This is a genomic window from Streptomyces minutiscleroticus (genome assembly GCF_014650875.1).
Taxonomy (GTDB): domain Bacteria; phylum Actinomycetota; class Actinomycetes; order Streptomycetales; family Streptomycetaceae; genus Streptomyces; species Streptomyces minutiscleroticus.
The window spans coordinates 15,820-34,829 of sequence record NZ_BMVU01000049.1 but is presented as its reverse complement, the minus strand read 5'-3'; the positions used below and the strand labels follow the sequence as shown (position 1 = coordinate 34,829).

Here is a 19,010-nt window from a genome sequence, read left to right as displayed (position 1 = left end):
ACACAGAGAAAGTTGAGACATGTCTACGCAGACGACAGTGCCCTGGAGGGCGAGGAGTCACCGGACGGCGGCCGCATGGCGGCGGATCGCGGCGCTCGCCGCGGCCGTGACGCTCACAGGAGTGCTGGCCGAGCCCGCCGCCGCGACGGCGGACGACTGTGACCGGCAGTGCAGGATCGACCGTGCGCGGGCGGCGGAGCAGGCCAATGCCCTGCCCCTGACGTCCTTCTACGATCTGCCGCCCGACCTGCCCCCCGCGCCGGCGGGGACCCTCGTCCGCGCCGAGGAGGCTCAGGAATACCCGTTCGATTCCGGCATACGCGCGACGCGCATCCTCTACCACTCACGCAGTGCGAAGGACCGGGACGTCGCCGCCACAGGGGTGGTCCTGACCCCCGCGGGCGACCCGCCGCCCGGCGGCTGGCGGGTGATCGCCGACGCGCACGGCGCGAGCGGGGTCGGGCGGAACTGCGCACCGTCGCTGATGAAGGACCTCCAGTACGGGGAGCACCTGCAGTCTCTGGTCCGCGCCGGCTATGCCGTGGTCGCCACCGACTACGCGGGGCTGGGCACCGACGGCCGGCACGAGTTCCTCTCCAAGCGGGCCGAGGCCAACGATGTCGTCAACGCGCTGCCCGCCGCCCGCACGGCCGTGCGCGGACTCGGCAGCGAATGGGTCGCCCTGGGCCACTCGCAGGGCGGGCAGGCGGTACTGGGGGTCGGCGAGCTGATGGCCGAACGCGAACGGCGGGGCAGGCCCGACCACGGCTACCGGGGCCTCGCCGCCATCGCACCCGCCGCCGACCTCACCAGCCTCTTCGCCCGGACCGCAAAAATGCCGGAGGCATCGGGGCTCGTACCGATGATCGTCGCCGGGGCGGCGGCGGGCCTGCCGGGACTTCGCCCGTCGCAGGTACTGACCCCCACGGCGACGGCCCGTCTGAACACACTGAGGACCGACTGCATCGGCGTGGTACAGGCCAGCTACAGCGACCTGACCGGTGACGCGCTCGTCCGCCCCGGCGCCGCGCGCACCATCGAGCCCTACCTGAGGCGGAACAACCCCGGAACGCTCCCCGTCGCCGGACCCGTACTCCTCCAGCAGGGCACCGCCGACGTACTCACCACACCCCCGGACACAGCGGAGCTCGAGGCCAGGCTCTGCCGCAAGGGCGCCACCGTCGAGTACCGGACCTACGAAGGCCTCGACCACAACGGTGTCCTCATCCCCGCCCAGCCCGACACACTGTCCTGGATCGGTGACCGCTTCGCCGGGCACGCCGCACCCGATACGTGCGCACAGTAGCAGGCTCACCCGACACAGGTTCTGTGCGGATCCTTGAGGCGTCCTCGGTGAACGTGGTCTCGCGGACGTGATGGAGCTGGTTCTCGATCTTCCAGTGGCCCCGGATCCAGCCGGCCGGCTCGGTGCCGGTGGCGGCGCCGACGGGGAGGCCGGTGACGAAGCAGAGACGTTGGATCGACAGTTTTCCGCTGGTCAGGTCCTTGCGTCAGCGGACGACCCGAAGGGCCTGGCGGGCGTCGGGACAGTCAAGGTGCCGGAACGCCGCGGTCTTGAGTCGCCGGATCTCGATCCGGTGGTGCCGTGTCGCCTTGTCGTAGTGATCGAGGCGGACGTCCGTCCAGGGCAACCGTTTCAACCGGCCCGGCAGGCCGGGGTGGCTGGCCTTCACCACAGCGATGTAGTGCGCGTTCCGCCTGCGCAGCCAGGCGCAGTTGGCGTGTTGTGTGTGGGCCGCGTCCGCCGTGACCACGGTGTTTCCCAGATCGATGCCGGTCATCAGCGGGACGAACGAGGGGTCTCGTCGCTCTTGTCCGCGATCTGCCGCTGCCCGAGGACGGTGCCGCAGTGGTCCATGGCGGCCAGGAGCCACACGGCCCTCCGGCCGGGAACACGGGATCCGCGCAGGACCTTTCCGTCCACCGCCACAGCCCGCCACTGTGTCCCGGCCTGGCGGGAGTCGTCCCCGGACCGGAGGAACGCGCAGACCGCGGTGTCGAAGGCGTCGCCGTCGAGGCGGCCGAGCAGCCGCATCACCGTGGTGGGACGGGGCACCGTGACCGTCTTGCTGAACGGGTCGGTCTCGAAGCCGACAGCGGTGAGGACCCAGCGGGGCGCGTCCGCGATCCACTCGGCGATCGCGGTCAGGGACCGGGCGCCGGCCAGCACACCGGCGGCGGCCGCCGACACGACGGCGGCCAGCGGGAAACGTCGGCCACGGCGGTCACGCGGATCGGGCAGTCCGGACAGGAAACGGGTCAGGCAGACCGCGTCGGGCAGCGGTTGCGGCGAGCGGGTACGGGCCAGTTGCTCCAGCCCTCGAAGCATGGGAGAAGACAGGGACGCAGGCACGGTCTTCGGTTGTGGTCATACGGATTCGACACCTACATGATCACCGAAGTCGTGCCTGCACCTGCATCCGCCCACCGCACCAGGTGGTCTCGGACTCCGCGGGACGATCCCACCCGAGCCGCGAACACGCAAGGCCCCTGGGCACCACCCAGCAAGTACTCCTCGGAATTCAAGGAAGACGCGGTCCGGATCGTGCTCCAGTCCGGCAAGACCATCTCGGAGACGGCTCGGGAGCTGGGCCTCAACGAGAACACCAACCGGCTGCTGCGGCAGTACCTGCCCAAGGGAGCGGACCTCCGCAGGTTCCGCCAGGCCGACCTGGACGCCATCGCCCACGAGCTCAACCACCGTCCGCGCAAGATCCACGGCTATCGCACTCCGGCAGAGGTCTACGTCGGCCTCCTGAACAGCGGTGATGCGCGGGCATGGACACGGCGGAGGGAGCAGGAAGGGGGACGGCGTGCTTCTTTCGATACGGGCGTGATCGGTTGTGCTGACGGTTCGCTGACGGTTCGCTGACGGGGCAGCAGGTCAGCGGGTCAGCGCGATGACATGGTCGCGTACCGCGGACGCCACCGCCGCGGAGTTCTCCGCCAGGTAGAAGTGTCCCCCGCTGAAGGCGAGCACGTCGAACCCCGCCGATGTCCATGCAGCCCAGTGCCGCATCTCCGCCGGGGACGCCACCGGATCGCTCTCGCCGGCCAGGGCGAGCACGGGACAGGAGAGCTGTGGCCCCTGGGTGTGCCGGTAGGTTTCCACGGCTTGGTAGTCGGCGCGGAGAACCGGCAGGAACAGGGCACGCATGTCCGGACTCTCCAGCACGCGCAGGTCCGTGCCGCCCAGCCTCCTGATCTCGGTCAGGAGACCGGCGTCGTCCCGCAGGTGCACTTCACCCCGTTGCTCGTCACCGGGAGCGCGACGGCCGGAGACGACGAGGGTGACGGGCGGACTGCCGGCCGCGGTCAGCCGTCTGGCCACCTCGTAGGCGACCACTGCCCCCATGCTGTGCCCGAACAGGGAGAGCGGCCGGTTCGTCCACGGCTCCAGTGCCTCCACGCTGTCGTCGACCAGCTGGTCGACGGTGCGGGCGAGCGGCTCTGTCCTGCGGTTCTGGCGCCCGGGGTACTGGACCGCCAGAACGTCCATGTCGGTCCCCAGCGCGGTGGAGAGCGGCCGGTAATAACTAGCGGCGCCACCGGCGTGCGGAAAGCACACCAGGACTGCTTCCGCGCCGGGGGACGAAGAGAACTGCTGTATTCCCTTGCTCGTGACGCGGGCGGTGTGGCTCACCATGGTTGCTCCTCGACGGTGGGTCCGTGACGGCTGAAGACCCGCCCGAGGGAGATCTCCGGCGGGAGGATCGTCGGGGTGCTGCGTCCGTTCTCCTTGGCACGGGCGTGCGTCGGACGACAGCGACACCGACGGTGAATCGCGACGAACCCAGCTTGCGCTTCGACGAATGCGGACAGGAAGACGGGCCGCGGGCGCCGACTCGGCCGGACAGCGCTGTCCGGCCCGAATTGCCGGCGCCTCTGAGTGGCCGACAGTGTCCGGTGACGCGGGGACCGGGTCATTGTTCACACGGCTCCGCCGGTCTGTCCAGTTGTCCGGGACGGCCGGGCGTCATTCCCGCGGACGACGTGAGAAGTACTTGGCGCCTCGTCCACGCACCTCCACAACACCGAGGCCGGGGGGCGGGTGACACCACCCAGCGGTGTAGGGAGAGCCCCTTGATGACGTATCGCCGGCATGTCTAACGTTGATCACGCACGCACCGGAAAGCCGTTCGGCCCGCACGACACCTGAAGGGGGAAGCTCACCTCTCGGGTGATGCCTCGCTGTGATGCGTTGATCGCTCGAAATACGCGGTTCTTCTCACGGCACGGCAATGGGCCATGTGCGCGTGAAATCCGTGTCTGTTTCCTGGATGACGTCGGTGCGAGTGAACGAAAAACGATACGCCGATCCGTCCCTTCGTCCCACCGTCCCCTTTTCCCACGACGAAACGGGCCACCTCCTTTCGCGCCCTCCTTCGCGCCGGGCTTCTTCACACCGTGGGTCATCGACCCACCAGCATTTCGTCACTGCCGCAAGATGGGAACAGTGCAATGAGCGCGTCTCCGGACCCCCTTGGCCCCAGCGATGACATCGCGGTCATCGGACTCTCGTGCCGCCTGCCCGGCGCGAAGGATCCCTCAGCTTTCTGGCGCCTGCTCAGCGCCGGTGAGACCGCTGTCACCGAGACCCCCGACGAGCGGTGGGACACGTCGTCGCTCCGCGCTTCCGACTCCGTCCGTCCGGACGGCATTTCTTCGCGTCGGGGCGGTTTCCTGGAGGACGTCGGCCACTTCGACGCGGAGTTCTTCGGCATCTCCCCCCGTGAGGCCGCTGCCATGGACCCGCAGCAGCGGCTCATGCTCGAACTCGGCTGGGAGGCCCTGGAGAACGCCGGTGTGGTGCCCGGTACGCTGCGCGGAGCGCACGTGGGCGTGTTCGCCGGCGCGATCGGCGCCGACTACGCGACGCTCAGCGGGCAGCAGGGACCGGAGGGCGTCGACCACCACACCATGGCCGGCCTGAGCCGCGGCCTGATAGCGAACCGCGTGTCCTACGCGCTGGGACTGCGGGGTCCCAGCTTCGTCGTGGACTCCGCCCAGTCCTCCTCGCTCGTCGCCGTGCACCTGGCCTGCGAGAGCCTGCGGTCGGGCGAATCCGAACTGGCGCTGGCCGGCGGTGTGCACCTGAACGTCGCGCCCGACAGCACCCTCGCCGCCTCGAAGTTCGGCGGGCTGTCGCCCGACGGGCGCTGTCACACCTTCGACGAGCGGGCCAATGGGTACGTCAGGGGCGAGGGCGGCGGCCTGGTCGTCCTGAAGCCCTTGCGGAAGGCACTGGCCGACGGCGACACGGTGCACTGCGTGATCCGCGGCAGCGCGGTGAACAACGACGGGGCGAGCGACGGCCTCACCACCCCCGACGCCTCGGCGCAGGAGTCCGTCCTGCGGACGGCGTACGAGCGGGCGGGCGTCGAGCCGAGCAGGGTGCAGTACGTCGAACTGCACGGCACCGGCACCAAGGTCGGCGACCCGATCGAGGCCGCCGCACTGGGCGCGGTGACCGCCCCCGGGCGGGCGGACGACGCACCGCTCGCCGTGGGGTCGGCCAAGACGAACGTCGGCCACCTGGAGGGCGCCGCAGGCATCACCGGGCTGCTCAAGGCGGTGCTGGCGATCCGGTACGGTCAGCTTCCGCCGAGCCTGAACTTCGAGCGGCCTAATCCGCGCATCCCCTTCGCGGAGCTCGGGCTGCGCGTCCAGACGGAGCTCGCCGACTGGGGCCACCCGGCCCACGAGCGGCTGGCCGGCGTGAGTTCCTTCGGCATGGGCGGGGTCAACTGCCACGTCGTCCTGGCCGGTGCGCCCCGGACGACGCCCCCGCCCGCGGCCGAGGTGCCTGCCGCCCCGGCGGCCGCCGGTGAAGTGCCGGTGCCCTATGTGCTCAGCGCCACGAGCGCGGCGGCCGTGCGCGGCCAGGCCGCGCGACTGCACGAGTTCCTGACACGGCAGTCCGGCGTCGACCCCGTCGGTGCCGCTTCCCCGCTGCTCTCCTCCCGTACCCTCTTCGACCACCGGGCCGTCGTCCTGGCCCCGGACCGGGACGCGCTGCTGGCGGACCTCGACCGGATGGCGCGCGGCGTCCCGAGTGCGGGTGCCGTCGTGGGGCGCGCGGACTCCTCTCGTGACACCCGCCACGTCTTCGTCTTCCCCGGCCAGGGCGCCCAGTGGGCGGGCATGGGCAGGGAACTCCTGGCCTCCTCCCCCGTGTTCGCCGACTGCGTGGCACGCTGCGAGCGGGCACTCGGCGCCCACGTGGACTGGTCGCTGCACGATGTGCTGCGCAGCGGGGAGGGACTGGAGCGGGTCGACATCGTCCAGCCCGTCTCGTGGGCCGTCATGGTGTCCCTCGCGGCCATGTGGGAGGCGGCAGGCGTGTCACCCGACGCCGTGGTCGGCCACTCCCAGGGGGAGATCGCGGCTGCCGTCGTCGCCGGCGCGCTGTCCCTGGAGGACGCGGCGAAGGTGGTGGTGCTGCGCAGCAGGCTGATCTCCGGCCGGCTGTCCGGGAAGGGAGCCATGACGTCGGTCGGTCTGCCGGCCGACGAGGTGCGTGCGCGGATCGAGTCCCACCCGGGTGTCTCGGTGGCCGTGGTCAACGGCCCCAGGTCGACCGTGCTCTCCGGCGATCCGGAGGTCCTCGGGGTCCTCGAGGCCGAATGGGAGCGGACCGGTACCAAGGTCCGGCGCATCGCCGTGGACTACGCCTCGCACAGCCCGCACGTGGACCTCCTGCGGGACGAACTCCTCGGCGGCCTGGCCGACATCGCGCCGGTCGCCGGGCGGGTGCCCCTGATGTCGACGGTGGAGTGCGCCTGGCTGGACGGTTCCACCCTGGACGCCGCGTACTGGGTGCGCAACCTGCGCGAACCGGTGCGCTTCAGCGCGGCGGTCCGAGAACTGCTGGCCGCGGGTCACACGAACTTCGTCGAGTGCAGTTCGCACCCCGTGCTGACGGCGGCCGTCGCCGACATCGCCGACGAGGCAGCCGTACCGGACGTCTTCACGACCGGTTCGCTGCGGCGCGACGACGGGGGGCTGGAGCGGTTCCTCACCTGCCTCGCGGAGACGTACGTCCGAGGCGCGCCCGTCCGCTGGGCGGAGTTCCTTCCCGCCGGCGTCGAGCCGTTGCCGGCGCACGAGCTTCCGACGTACGCGTTCCAGCGGCGGCGGCACTGGATCACCGCCGGGCCCGCGGGCCCCGGCGGTCCCGCGCCGGCCGCCGCCGCACCGCAGGAGCACGGCGCTGGGCCGGAGCGGCAGGAAACCGACACGAAGGTCTCCGCGCTGGAACTCGTCCGCGCGCAGGCCGCTCTGGTTCTGCGCACGGATCCGGCGGACGTCCGGGTCGACCGGTCGTTCAAGGCCCAGGGTTTCGACTCGGTCATGGCCGTGGAGCTGCGCAACCGGCTCAACGCCGCCACCGAACTCACGCTGCCGTCCGGCGTCGTCTTCGACCACCCCACCCCCGAGCGCCTGGCCGGGGAGATAGCGGCCCGTCGCGGTGCGGGCGGCGCTTCCGCGGCGGTGGCCGAGGCCGTACGGGCCCCGGCGGCAGGGGGCGAGGACGACCCCGTCGTCATCGTCGGCATGAGCTGCCGCTTCCCGGGGGGTGTCCGCTCCCCGGAGGATCTGTGGCGGCTGGTGCGTGACGCGGGAGAAGCCCTGGGCGACTATCCCGACGACCGCCATTGGGACGTGCTGGACCCCCTCGCCGGGAGTCCGGCCGGCGAGCGAGGGCCCCGCAAGGGCGCCTTCCTGTACGACGCTGCCGGGTTCGACGCCGAGTTCTTCGGCATCTCGCCGCGCGAGGCGCTCGCCATGGACCCCCAGCAGCGACTGCTGCTGGAGGCGTCGTGGGAGGCGCTGGAGGCGGCCGGCATCGTGCCGGACACCCTCCGGGGCAGCCGGACGGGAGTGTTCGCCGGGGCCATGGCGGGGGACTACGGGACACGTCTGCACGAAGGCCCGGACCACGTCGCGGGACATCTGCTGACCGGCCTGGCGACCAGCGTGGTGTCGGGCCGGGTGGCGTACTGCCTCGGACTGGAGGGACCCGCCCTCACGGTGGACACGGCGTGCTCGTCGTCCCTTGTGGCACTCCATCTCGCCGCCCAGGCGCTGCGTCAGGGCGACTGCTCCCTGGCGCTGGCCGCCGGTGTGACGGTGATGAGCACGCCCGGGATGTTCACCGAGTTCGGACGTCAGCGGGCCCTCGCCGCGGACGGCCGCTGCAAGGCGTTCTCGGAGGCGGCGGACGGCACCGGGTGGGCGGAGGGCGTCGGTGTCCTGGTGGTCGAGAGGCTGTCCGACGCCCGGCGCAACGGTCACCGCGTCCTCGCGGTGCTGCGGGGGTCCGCGGTCAACCAGGACGGTGCCTCCAACGGCCTGACCGCGCCGAACGGTCCCTCGCAGCAGCGGGTGATCCGGCAGGCGCTGGCCGACGCCGGCCTGTCGGCGGCCGAGGTCGACGCGGTGGAGGCGCACGGCACCGGTACGGCGCTGGGCGACCCGATCGAGGCGCAGGCGCTGCTGGAGACCTACGGACAGGGACGCGACGCCGGGCACCCCCTGTGGCTGGGTTCGCTGAAGTCGAACATCGGTCACACCCAGGCCGCGGCAGGCGTCGCGGGCGTGATCAAGATGGTCATGGCGCTGCGGCACGGCGTACTGCCCCGGACGCTGCACGTGCGCGAACCCTCGCGGAAGGTCGACTGGAGTGCGGGCGCCGTCGCGCTGCTGACCCGGGCGCAGCCCTGGCCCGAGGCCGAGCGGGCCCGGCGTGCGGCGGTCTCCTCCTTCGGCATCAGCGGCACGAACGCCCACGTCATCATCGAGCAGGCGCCGTCGGACGAGCCGGCCTGCGACCTCGGGGCGCAGCCCCCGACGGCGGCGCGGGCGGCCCTTCCGTGGGTGATCAGCGGGAAGTCCCCGGCCGCCGTGGCGGCCCAGGCCGAGCGGTTGCGCGCCTTCGTCGCGGCGCGGCCCGGACTGCGGCCGTCGGACATCGCGTACTCACTGGCCACCACGCGCACTGCCTTCCCGCACCGCGCCGTGGTGGCCGGCCGCGGCCACGAGGAGCTGCTGTCCGGGCTGGAGGCCCTGGCGGACGGCCGCAGCGCCCCGGGCGTGGGTGAGGGACGCGTCCTGCCGGACGGCGGACTGGCCTTCATGTTCACCGGCCAGGGTGCCCAGCGCCTGGGCATGGGCCAGGAACTGCACGCCGCGTACCCGGTGTTCGCCGCCGCGTTCGACGCCGTGGTGGACGAGCTGGACAACCACCTGGACCGTTCGCTGCGCGAGGTGGTCTGGGGTACGGACCGGGAGCTGCTGGACCGCACGGTCTACACCCAGGCGGCGCTGTTCGCCGTCGAGGTGGCGCTGTACCGGCTGCTGGAGGCCTGGGGAATCCGGCCGGACTACGTCACCGGCCACTCGGTCGGAGAACTGGCGGCCGCGCACGTGGCCGGCGTGCTGTCCCTGCCGGACGCAGCCCTGCTGGTCGCCGAGCGCGGCCGCCTGATGCAGCGGCTGCCCGCGGCCGGAGCCATGGTCGCCGTCCAGGCCCGGGAGGAGGAGTTGCTCCCGTACCTCGGCGACCGGGTCGGCATCGCGGCCGTCAACGGCCCGGAGTCGGTCGTCCTGTCCGGCGACGAGGAAGCGGTTCTCGCGCTGGCCGCCGAGTGGGCGCGGCGCGGTCGCAGAACACGCAGGCTGGCGGTGAGCCACGCCTTCCACTCGCCCCTGATGGAACCCATGCTGGAACGTTTCCGCGCCGTTGCGGAGAGCCTCACCTACGCCGCCCCGGACATCCCCCTCGTGTCCAACCTCACCGGACGCGAGGCGTCCGCGCGGGAACTGGGCGACGCGGGGCACTGGGTCGCGCACGTGAGAGACACGGTGCGCTTCGCAGACGGCGTCCGCCACCTCAGGGAGCGGGGCGTCACCCGCTTCCTGGAGCTCGGCCCGGACGGCGTGCTCAGCGTGATGGCACAAGGCTGCCTGGACGACACCGACCGGCTGATCGTGCCGGTGCTCCGCAGGGACAGGCCCGAGCGGACGGCGCTGGCCCTCGCCGTCGGACAGCTGCACGCGTCGGGCACGGAGATCGACTGGACCGCCTGCTTCGCGGGCACGGGCGCCCGCGTGGTGGAACTGCCGACGTACGCGTTCCAGCACGAGCGGTACTGGCTGGAGCCGCCCGCCGGGGAGGCGGACCTCGCGTCCGCCGGTCTGGTCCCGGTGGGACACCCGCTGCTGGCGGCGGCCGTGCAGGTGGACGACGGGGCGGTGCTCACCGGCCGGTTCTGCACCCGGCGCCTGCCCTGGCTCGCCGACCACCGGGTGGGCGGCGCCGTCGTGGTGCCGGGTACGGCGCTGCTGGAGACGGCGGCGCGGGCGGCCGCACAGACCGGCCACGGCGGGGTCGCGGAACTGCTCCTGCACACTCCGCTGGTCGTCCCCGACGGCGGGGCGGCCGACGTCCAGGTGCGCATCGAGGCGACGGACACCCCCGGCGTGTCCGCGCTCCGCCTGCTCGCCCGGTGCGCCGCTACCGACGAGTGGACCACGCACGCCACGGGCACGCTGGGCGGGGAACCGGCCGCCGGGCCCGAGGGCGCGGAAGCCCTGACCGCGTGGCCTCCGGCGGGCGCCGTGGCGCTGGACGTCGCGCACTACTACGACGACCTGGCGGCGCGCGGCCTCACCTACGGTCCGGCCTTCCGCGGTGTGCGGGCGGTCTGGCGCGCCGAGGACGAGCTGTTCGCCGAGGTGCGGCTGCCGGACGCCGGTGCGGCGCGGTGCGGCGCCTACCTGCTGCACCCCGCCCTGCTGGACGCGGTGCTGCACCCGCTCGCCGCGGGCGAGCTGCTGCCCGACGAGCAGGGCGCGCGGCTGCCGTTCTCCTGGTCCGGCGTACGCCACCACGCCCCCGGAGCCCCGGCCCTGCGGGTGCGGATGCGGAGGGAGGGTTCCGACACGGTTCACCTGACGGCCTGGGACACGCAGGGCGCTCCCGTGGCCGAGGCCGGCGTGGTGCTGCGGCCGGTGTCGGCGGCGAAGCTGCGGTCGGCGGTGTCCGCCGGCCGGCAGGAGCCGCTGTACCGGATGGTGTGGGGACCGCCCGGGGCGGCGGCGAGCGGTGGGCGGACTCCGTCGGCGCAACGGTGCCTGGTGGTCGGCGACGGCCCCGTCGCCGAGGCGGTACTCGGCCACCTGGCCGGTACTGCCACGGTGACCGACCGTGTCGGCGGTTTCGCGGGCACGGCACCGGAGCGGGTGCGTGCCGGGCTGGCCGCGGTGCTGGAGCGGGTCCAGTCGTGGCTCGCCGGGCCGCGGCCCGAGGACGAGTGTCTGGTGGTGATCACCCGGCAGGCGTGCCCGGCCGGTACCGACGCGGCGGTCGATCCGCTGCACGCCGCCGTCTGGGGGCTGGTCCGGACGGTGCAGACCGAGCACCCCGGGCTGGTGCGGCTCGTCGACGTGGACGGGACACAGGGCGTGCCCGAAGGGCTCTCCGCGGCCGTGGGCGCCACGGCACCGCAGCTCGCCGTGCGCGGCGGCGAGCTTCTCGTTCCGCGGCTGGAGCACGTCGAGGCATCGGCCGGCGCCCCGCGCGGTGACGCCGGAGTCGAGCGGGCGAACGCCTCGGTGCTGGTGACCGGCGCGGGAGGCGTGGTGGGCTCGGCACTCACCCGTCATGTCGTGGCCACCCGGGGGATCGGCCATGTGGTCCTCGTGAGCCGGCGCGGCGCGGCGGGACCGGGTGTGGCCGAACTCGCGGACGACATCCGGGAGATGGGGGCCACGGTCACCGTCGCCGCCTGCGACGCGGCCGACCGCGAGCAGGTCGCCGCGGTCCTGGCGGACCTTCCCGCCACGCACCCGCTGCGGGGTGTCATCCACGCCGCGGGAACGCTGGCGGACACCATCTTCGACTCGCTGACCGTCGACCGGCTGAACGCCGTGCTCGACGCCAAGGTGGACGCGGTGCACGTGCTCGACGCGGCCACCCGGGACCTGGAGCTGGACTGGTTCGTGGCGTGCTCGTCCGTGGCCGGCTGGTGGGGAACGGCCGGCCAGGCGAACTACGCGGCGGCGAACGCGTGTGTGGACGCGCTGATCGAGAACCGGCACCGCGCCGGCCACCCCGCGCTGTCGCTCGCCTGGGGGCTGTGGGAGGACAGGAGCGAACTCTCCGGGCACCTGAGCGACGTCGACATCCGCAGGATGGCACGCGTGGGTATCGAGCCGCTGTCCACGGCGGACGCGCTGCGGGCGTTCGACCGTGCGCTGGCGCGGCCGGAACCGGTCCTCGCGCCGGTCCGGCTGGGCGCGGCCGGCCTTCAGGGAGCCGTCCCGGGCTCCCTTCCGCCCTTCCTCGCAACACCCGCCGCCGGTGCGCACGTCCCGGCCCGTACGCAGGCGGCACAGGTGCGGTCGACGCGCCCTGTGGCCGCCCCGGCCGGTCCTTCACCCACGGCACCGCCTGCCTCGGGAGAGCAGCGGCGTCAGGCCCTGACGGATCTCGTCCGCACCGGCACCGCCGCCGTCCTCGGACGCCAGGACCTGCGTGAGGACCAGCTGGACGCGGCGTTCTCGGAGCTGGGCGTGGACTCGCTGATGGCGCTCGAACTGCGCGAGCACCTGAACAACGCCACGGGGCTCCGGCTGCCGCCCACCCTCCTGTTCGACCACCCGACGCTTCCGTCGCTGACCGATCACCTCGTGCGGACCCTCGGTGGAGAGGAGGAACCGGAGGAACCGGCTGCGGCCCGGGTGCCACGGGCCGAGGCCGCCACGGCCGAGGAGGACGATCCGATCGTCATCGTGGGCATGGCGTGCCGCTACCCCGGAGGCGTCGAGTCCCCCGACGACCTGTGGGACCTGGTGGCGAGCGGTTCCGACGGCGTGACGCCGTTCCCCACGGACCGCGGCTGGGACTTCGAGACGCTGTTCGCCGACGATCCGGACCTGCCGGGCACCAGCCACGCACGGACCGGTGGCTTCCTGCACGACGCCGCGTGGTTCGACGCCAAGTTCTTCGGAGTCTCCCCGCGCGAGGCGCTCGCCACCGACCCCCAGCAGCGACTCCTCCTGGAGACGTCCTGGGAGGCGTTGGAGCACGCGGGTATCAATCCGCAGACGCTCAAGGGCTCACCGACCGGCGTGTTCGCCGGCATCATGTACCACGACTACGGCTCCCGCCTCCACGAGACCCCGGACGGCATGGAGGGCTATCTGATCAACGGCAGCCTGGGCAGCGTGGCGTCGGGCCGGGTCTCGTACGTCATGGGGTTCGAGGGGCCGGCGGTGACGGTGGACACAGCGTGCTCGTCCTCTCTGGTCGCCCTGCACCTGGCGGGTCAGGCACTGCGGCGGGAGGAGTGCACGCTGGCCCTCGTGGGCGGGGTGACCGTGATGTCCGTCCCCAGCACGTTCGTCGACTTCAGCCGGCAGCGGGCACTCGCCCCGGACGGGCGCTGCAAGGCCTTCTCGAGCGACGCGAACGGCACCGGATGGGCCGAGGGCGTGGGTGTGCTCGTCGTCGAGAGGCTGTCGGAGGCCCGGCGCAACGGCCACCGGATCATGGCCGTCGTGCGTGGCTCCGCGGTGAACCAGGACGGTTCCTCCAACGGACTGACCGCCCCGAGCGGTGCCGCGCAGCAGCGCGTCATCCGGCGGGCCCTCGCCGACGCGGCACTGTCCCCCGAGGACATCGACGTGGTCGAGGCGCACGGCACGGGCACCGCCCTGGGCGACCCGATCGAGGCGCAGGCGCTGCTGTCGACGTACGGACGCGACCGTGAACGGCCCCTGTGGCTGGGCACGCTGAAGTCCAACATCGGGCACAGTCAGGCGGCCGCCGGGGTGGGCGGCATCATCAAGACGGTCATGGCGATGCAGCACGGTGTCATGCCGCGCACGCTGCACGTGGGCGAGCCCACGCCGCACGTCGACTGGAGCTCCGGGGCGGTCCGGCTGCTGACCGAGGAGCGGGAGTGGCCGGCGGAGCACGGTCCGCGGCGGGCGGCCGTCTCCTCCTTCGGCATCAGCGGAACCAACGCCCACGTGATCCTGGAGCATCCGGCGGACACCGCCCCCGCGGACCCCGCGCCGAAGGCGCCCGCGACGAGCGTGCTCCCGTGGGTGCTCAGCGGCACGACGCGCGACGCCCTCGCGGCCCAGGCGGCCCGTCTGCTCGACTTCGCCGACGGGCGGAGCGAAGCGGACGACCACGCGGTCGCCGCGACGCTGGCCTCGGGGCGCGCGGTCTTCAGGCACCGCGCCGTCGTGCTCGGCGCAGGTCACGAGGAGCTTCTCAGCGGGCTGTCCGCCGCCGCGCGCGGGGACCGGCATCCCCACGCCGTTCTCCCCGACGACACCCGGGAGGCCGGCAAGACCGCGTTCCTGTTCTCCGGTCAGGGAAGTCAGCGGCCGGCGATGGGCCGCGAGCTGTACCGGGCGTTCCCCGCGTACGCCGAGGCGTTCGACGCGGTGAGTGCGGCCCTGGAGGTCCACCTGGACCGCCGGCTGTCGGACGTCGTGTTCGCGGACGCCGACGACGCCGAGGCGGCCGCGCTGTTGAACCGCACCGAGTACGCGCAGCCGTGTCTGTTCGCCCTGCAGGTCGCCCTCTTCCGGTTGATCACCTCCTGGGGGGTGCGTCCGGCGTACCTGGCCGGCCACTCCGTCGGCGAGATCGCGGCGGCGCACGTGGCCGGCGTCCTGTCGCTGCCGGACGCCGCCGAACTGGTCACGGCGCGCGGCCGTCTGATGCAGGAGCTGCCCGGCGGCGGCGCCATGGTCGCGGTCCAGGCTCCGGAGGACGAGGTCAGGGCCCTGCTGGCGGGTCATGATGCCGTCGGCGTCGCGGCGGTCAACGGGCCCGCCGCCACGGTCGTGTCGGGCGACAGCGGGCAGGTCGCGGACATCGTCGGACAACTGGAGCGGCGCGGCCGCAGGACCCGGGCGCTGCGTGTGAGCCACGCGTTCCACTCACCGCTCATGGAGCCCATGCTCGACGGCTTCCGCGCCGTCGTGTCCCGGATCGACTTCGGCGTGCCGCGGATCCCGCTGGTCTCCACCCTCACCGGCGCGCCCGCCGGGACCGGGGATCTCACCTCGGCCGAGTACTGGGTGGCGCACGTGCGTGAGCCCGTCAGGTTCCACGACGGCGTGCGTGCGCTGGAGGCGCAGGGAGTGCGGACGCTCGTGGAGCTGGGGCCGGACGGAACGCTGTCCGCCCTGGCCGCCGGGTGCCTGCGGGAGCCGTCCACGGCCACGCTGGTCCCTGCGCTGCGCAAGGACCGGCCCGAGGACAGGGCGCTGCTCGAGGCGGTGGCCCGGCTGTTCGTGCAGGGCGCCCCCGTGCAGTGGAGTTCGGTGCTCGGTGAGGCGACCGGGGCTCAGCCGCCGCTGCAACTGCCCACCTACGCCTTCCAGCGAGAGCGGTACTGGCTCGACCCCTCCCCCGCCCCGGCCGCCCGCCGCGCCGCGGACCTGCCCGGTGAGCTGGGACATCCGATACTGGGCACGGCGATCCACCTCGCGGGCGGCGCAGTGGCTCTGACCGGTCGGCTGTCCACCGCCGACGCGACATGGCTGCCGGACCACCAGGTGGGCGATGCCGTCGTCGCGCCGAGCACCGCGATCCTGGAGATGCTGGCCGCGGCAGGCCGGCAGGCCGGTGCGCCACGCGTCGCCGAACTGGTCCTGCGCGCGCCGATGGTGATCCCCCCGGAGGGCGACCTGGACGTCCAGCTGTTCGTGTCGCCGTCCGACGGTCAGGGGCTGCGTGACGTGAGCGTGCACTCCCGGCCCGCCGCGGCCGGGGACGACGTGCCGTGGATCGACAACGCGACGGCCCGGCTCACGACACAGGAGAACGGGACGGCTCCGGAGGCCGGCCCGATGCCGGCCTGGCCGCCCGCCGGAACGCGGAGCCTCGACCTGGAGGGGGCGCTCGCCGATCTCGCATGGCAGGGCCTGCGCTACGGGCCCGCCTTCCGGGGCGCCGGCGCCGTCCTGGGCGGTGACGGGGAGGTCTTCGCCGAGGTCGAACTGCCGGAGGACGTGAGGCGGGAAGCGCACACGTATCTGCTGCACCCGGCCCTGCTCGACGCGGCACTTCATCCGCTGGCTGTGCCGGGAGTGCTGCCGGACGCCGAGGGACTGCGGCTGCCGTTCTCCTGGACGGGTGTGGAGATCCACCGGCACGGCGCCGCACGCCTGCGCGTCAGGCTCGTTCGCACCGGTGACGACACCGTGGCGTTCACCGCGTGGGATCCGGACGGCAATCCGGTGATGACGGCCGAGGGCCTGACCCTTCGGGTGATGGGGCCGGATGAACTCCGGGCGCTACGGAGCACGCCTCAGCAGTGCCTCTACGAAGTCACGTGGGCGCCGGTCCCGGCGGCGCCGCGGACGGCCGACGGTCCGGCACACCGGTACCTCGTGCTGGCCGGGGACGCCGAGGCGGACACGGTTGCCACCCGTATCGCGCGGGACAGCAGGGACGTGCGCGTCCTGAGGTGCCTCGACGGTGACGCTCCGGTCCCCGCCCGTGTGCGTGCCGCGCTGGCCGCCGTCCTGACGGAGACGCAGGCGTGGCTGGCCGAGGAGCGGGATCCGCGGGAGCGTCTGGTCGTCGTCACCCGGGACGCGGTCATGACGGACGGGCAGTCACGCGGTGCCGACCCCGCGCAGGCCGCGGTCTGGGGCCTGCTCCGCACGGCGCAGACCGAGCACCCGGGGCGGCTGCTGCTGGCCGACGTCGACGCGGACCCCGCGTCGGCCGACGGGCTCACGGCACTCCTGGCGGACGACGAGCCGCAGATCGCTCTCCGGGCCGGCGAGGCGTACGTTCCCCGGCTGGTCACGGTGGCGGACGCGCCCGGACAGGCGACGGCCGGCGCCCTCGCGGCGACCCCCGGCACCGACTGGGCTACCGCTTCCTTGCTGGTGACGGGCGCGGGCGGGGTGGTGGGCTCGGCGCTCGCGCGGCACGCGGTCCGCGCGCACGGTGTGGGACACGTCGTCCTGCTCAGCCGGCGCGGCGAGCGGGCTCCCGGCATGGCGGAGCTGGCGGACGAACTGCGTGGCCTCGGTGCCACGGTGTCGGTCGAGGCGGGTGACGTCGGTGACCGCGGCCGGCTCGCGAGGGTCCTGTCGGACATACCGGCGGACCGTCCGCTGCGCGGTGTCGTCCACGCGGCCGGCACGACGCGGGACGGCACCTTCCGCCACCTGGTGTGGGAGGGTGTGGAGCACCTGCTGCCGTCGAAGGTGGACGCCGTGCACCACCTCGACGAGCTGACCCGGCATCTCCCGCTGGACTGGTTCGTGGTGTGCTCGTCGGCCGCGGGCTGGTGGGGCAGCGCGGGACAGGCGAACTACGCGGCGAGCAACGCATGCGTCGACGCCATCGTGCAGCGACGCCGTGCGGCGGGACACGCGGGACTGTCCCTGGCCTGGGGGCTGTGGGAGGACCGCAGCGAACTGAGCGGGCATCTCGACAGCGGCGACCTGCGCCGGCTCGCCCGGCTGGGCATCGCTCCCCTCGCCACCGCCGACGCGCTGACGGCCTTCGACACGGCGCTGGAAGCGGACAACCCGGTTCTGCTGCCGCTGCGGCTGGACACCCGGAACCTGTCGGACACCGAGGCGTCGCCCCTCACGCCGCTGCTGCGTGACCACCTGCGTCGGACGGCGGAGGCCGCGAAGCCGTCGGGCCGAGCGGAAGCCGTGCGGCCGCTCGGGGAGTTGCTGGCCCCGCTGGACGAGGACGGGCGGGCGAAGCTGCTGGAGTCGGTGGTGGCGGAGGAGGTCGCGGCGGTCCTCGGGTTCACCACCACGGAGGACGTCGAGGCGGACCGCAACTTCTTCGAGATCGGGTTCGACTCGCTGACCGCTCTCGAACTCAGGAACCGGGTCGAGAAGCTGATGGGACAGCCTCTCGCAGCCACCGTGGTCTTCGACCACCCCACGGCGGACGCCCTGGCACGGTACCTGCACACGCAGATCGCCGTGCCGGCCGAGACGCCGAGGCCTGCGGTGAGCGTCGTCGAGCGCGTGCACGAGGCACCCGCGGTGCCCGAGCCGGTACTCCCCCTGAAGGGACGGACCGTCCTGCTGACGGGGGCCACCGGAGCACTGGGGCAGCTCTTCGCGACGGCGATGGCGGAAGCCGGGGCGAACCTCGTGGTCACCGGGCGGGACGTGGGCACGCTCGACCGCCTCGCGCACGAGCTGCGGGAGCAACGGGCCGAAGTCCTCGCGCTGCCGACGGATCTGAGTGACCGCGACGCGATGCCGCGACTGCTGGCGGCGGTCGGCGAACGGTTCGACGCGGTCGACGTCCTGGTGAACAACGCGGGAGTGACCGGTCCGGCAGGCCCCCTGTGGGAGACGGACGACGACGCGTGGTGGCACGCCATGGAGGTCAACCTCCGCGGCAGCACCCGCGCTTGCCGTGCCGTCCTGCCGGGCATGATCGAGCAGCGCGGTGGCCGTGTCATCAACGTCGTCAGCTCGGCGGGGAAGCACCGGTGGCCTCTCGTCTCCGGGTACTCCGTGTCGAAGGCCGCGTTGATCAAGCTGGGTGAGAACCTCGCGCCCGAGCTGGAGGGGACGGGAGTGACGGTCTTCAGTTACCACCCCGGCCTGGTCGACCTCGGCATCACCCAGCGCCAGATCGAGGGCGGGGTGACCGGGGAGCGGTGGAGCGACGAGGTCAGGGCATGGCTGCTGGCCCAGCGCGAGAACCGGCGCCTCGTCGACCCCGGTCGCTCGGCGCGGATGCTCGTCCGCCTGGCCGCTGGTGAAGCCGATCCGCTGTCCGGCCAGTACCTCACCGTGGACGACGACATCGCCACCCTGCTGAGGACACGGCGACCGGGCAGGTGAACGACGCGAACGGACAGCACGCGCCGGTCCCGCACGGCCGGCACCCCGGCCGATGACGCGGTTGCTCCCGCCAGGAGTTCCGCGTCACCGGCCGGGCGTGTGCCTCAGTGGGC

At 73.0% G+C, this 19,010-nt stretch carries 5 protein-coding genes and 1 pseudogene; 3 read left to right on the top strand and 3 right to left on the bottom strand.

The window, feature by feature from the left end; translation table 11 throughout:
• Positions 1 to 19: 19 nt before the first annotated feature.
• Positions 20 to 1,306 carry a lipase family protein gene (locus IE271_RS32165; RefSeq protein ID WP_190194022.1) on the top strand — a complete coding sequence of 429 codons (1,287 nt, stop codon included), beginning with the start codon at positions 20 to 22 and terminating at the stop codon, positions 1,304 to 1,306.
• 205 nt (positions 1,307 to 1,511) lie between these two features.
• On the opposite strand, the gene IE271_RS32160 is transcribed toward IE271_RS32165, so the two are convergent.
• Both IE271_RS32160 and IE271_RS32155 read right to left on the bottom strand, forming a co-directional pair.
• Positions 1,512 to 1,802: a hypothetical protein gene (locus IE271_RS32160; RefSeq protein WP_190194021.1), complete on the bottom strand. Its 291-nt coding sequence runs from the start codon at positions 1,800 to 1,802 to the stop codon at positions 1,512 to 1,514.
• Positions 1,802 to 2,350, bottom strand: coding sequence for a transposase family protein (locus IE271_RS32155; RefSeq protein WP_190194020.1), 549 nt, complete (start codon positions 2,348 to 2,350; stop codon positions 1,802 to 1,804). Before IE271_RS32155 ends, IE271_RS32160 begins: the two co-directional genes overlap by 1 nt.
• Before the next feature lie 60 nt (positions 2,351 to 2,410).
• Between IE271_RS32155 and IE271_RS32150 the strand changes: the two are divergent.
• A pseudogene (locus IE271_RS32150) lies at positions 2,411 to 2,794 on the top strand (transposase); the annotation flags it as partial.
• A gap of 111 nt (positions 2,795 to 2,905) precedes the next feature.
• Here the strand turns inward: IE271_RS32150 and IE271_RS32145 are convergent.
• Positions 2,906 to 3,667: a thioesterase II family protein gene (locus IE271_RS32145; protein WP_190194018.1), complete on the bottom strand. Its 762-nt coding sequence runs from the start codon at positions 3,665 to 3,667 to the stop codon at positions 2,906 to 2,908.
• 815 nt (positions 3,668 to 4,482) lie between these two features.
• Between IE271_RS32145 and IE271_RS32140 the strand changes: the two genes are divergently transcribed.
• Positions 4,483 to 18,897 (top strand): type I polyketide synthase, encoded by a 14,415-nt coding sequence (locus IE271_RS32140; RefSeq protein ID WP_190194017.1) that lies wholly within the window; start codon positions 4,483 to 4,485, stop codon positions 18,895 to 18,897.
• The last annotated feature ends 113 nt before the right edge of the window (positions 18,898 to 19,010 follow it).

Bases quoted from the DNA above. Each gene is read 5' to 3' on its own strand.
- IE271_RS32155 (WP_190194020.1), bottom strand. From the start codon at position 2,350: ATGCTTCGAGGGCTGGAGCAACTGGCCCGTACCCGCTCGCCGCAACCG.
- IE271_RS32140 (WP_190194017.1), top strand. From the start codon at position 4,483: ATGAGCGCGTCTCCGGACCCCCTTGGCCCCAGCGATGACATCGCGGTC.
- IE271_RS32160 (WP_190194021.1), bottom strand. From the start codon at position 1,802: ATGACCGGCATCGATCTGGGAAACACCGTGGTCACGGCGGACGCGGCC.
- IE271_RS32165 (WP_190194022.1), top strand. From the start codon at position 20: ATGTCTACGCAGACGACAGTGCCCTGGAGGGCGAGGAGTCACCGGACG.
- IE271_RS32145 (WP_190194018.1), bottom strand. From the start codon at position 3,667: ATGGTGAGCCACACCGCCCGCGTCACGAGCAAGGGAATACAGCAGTTC.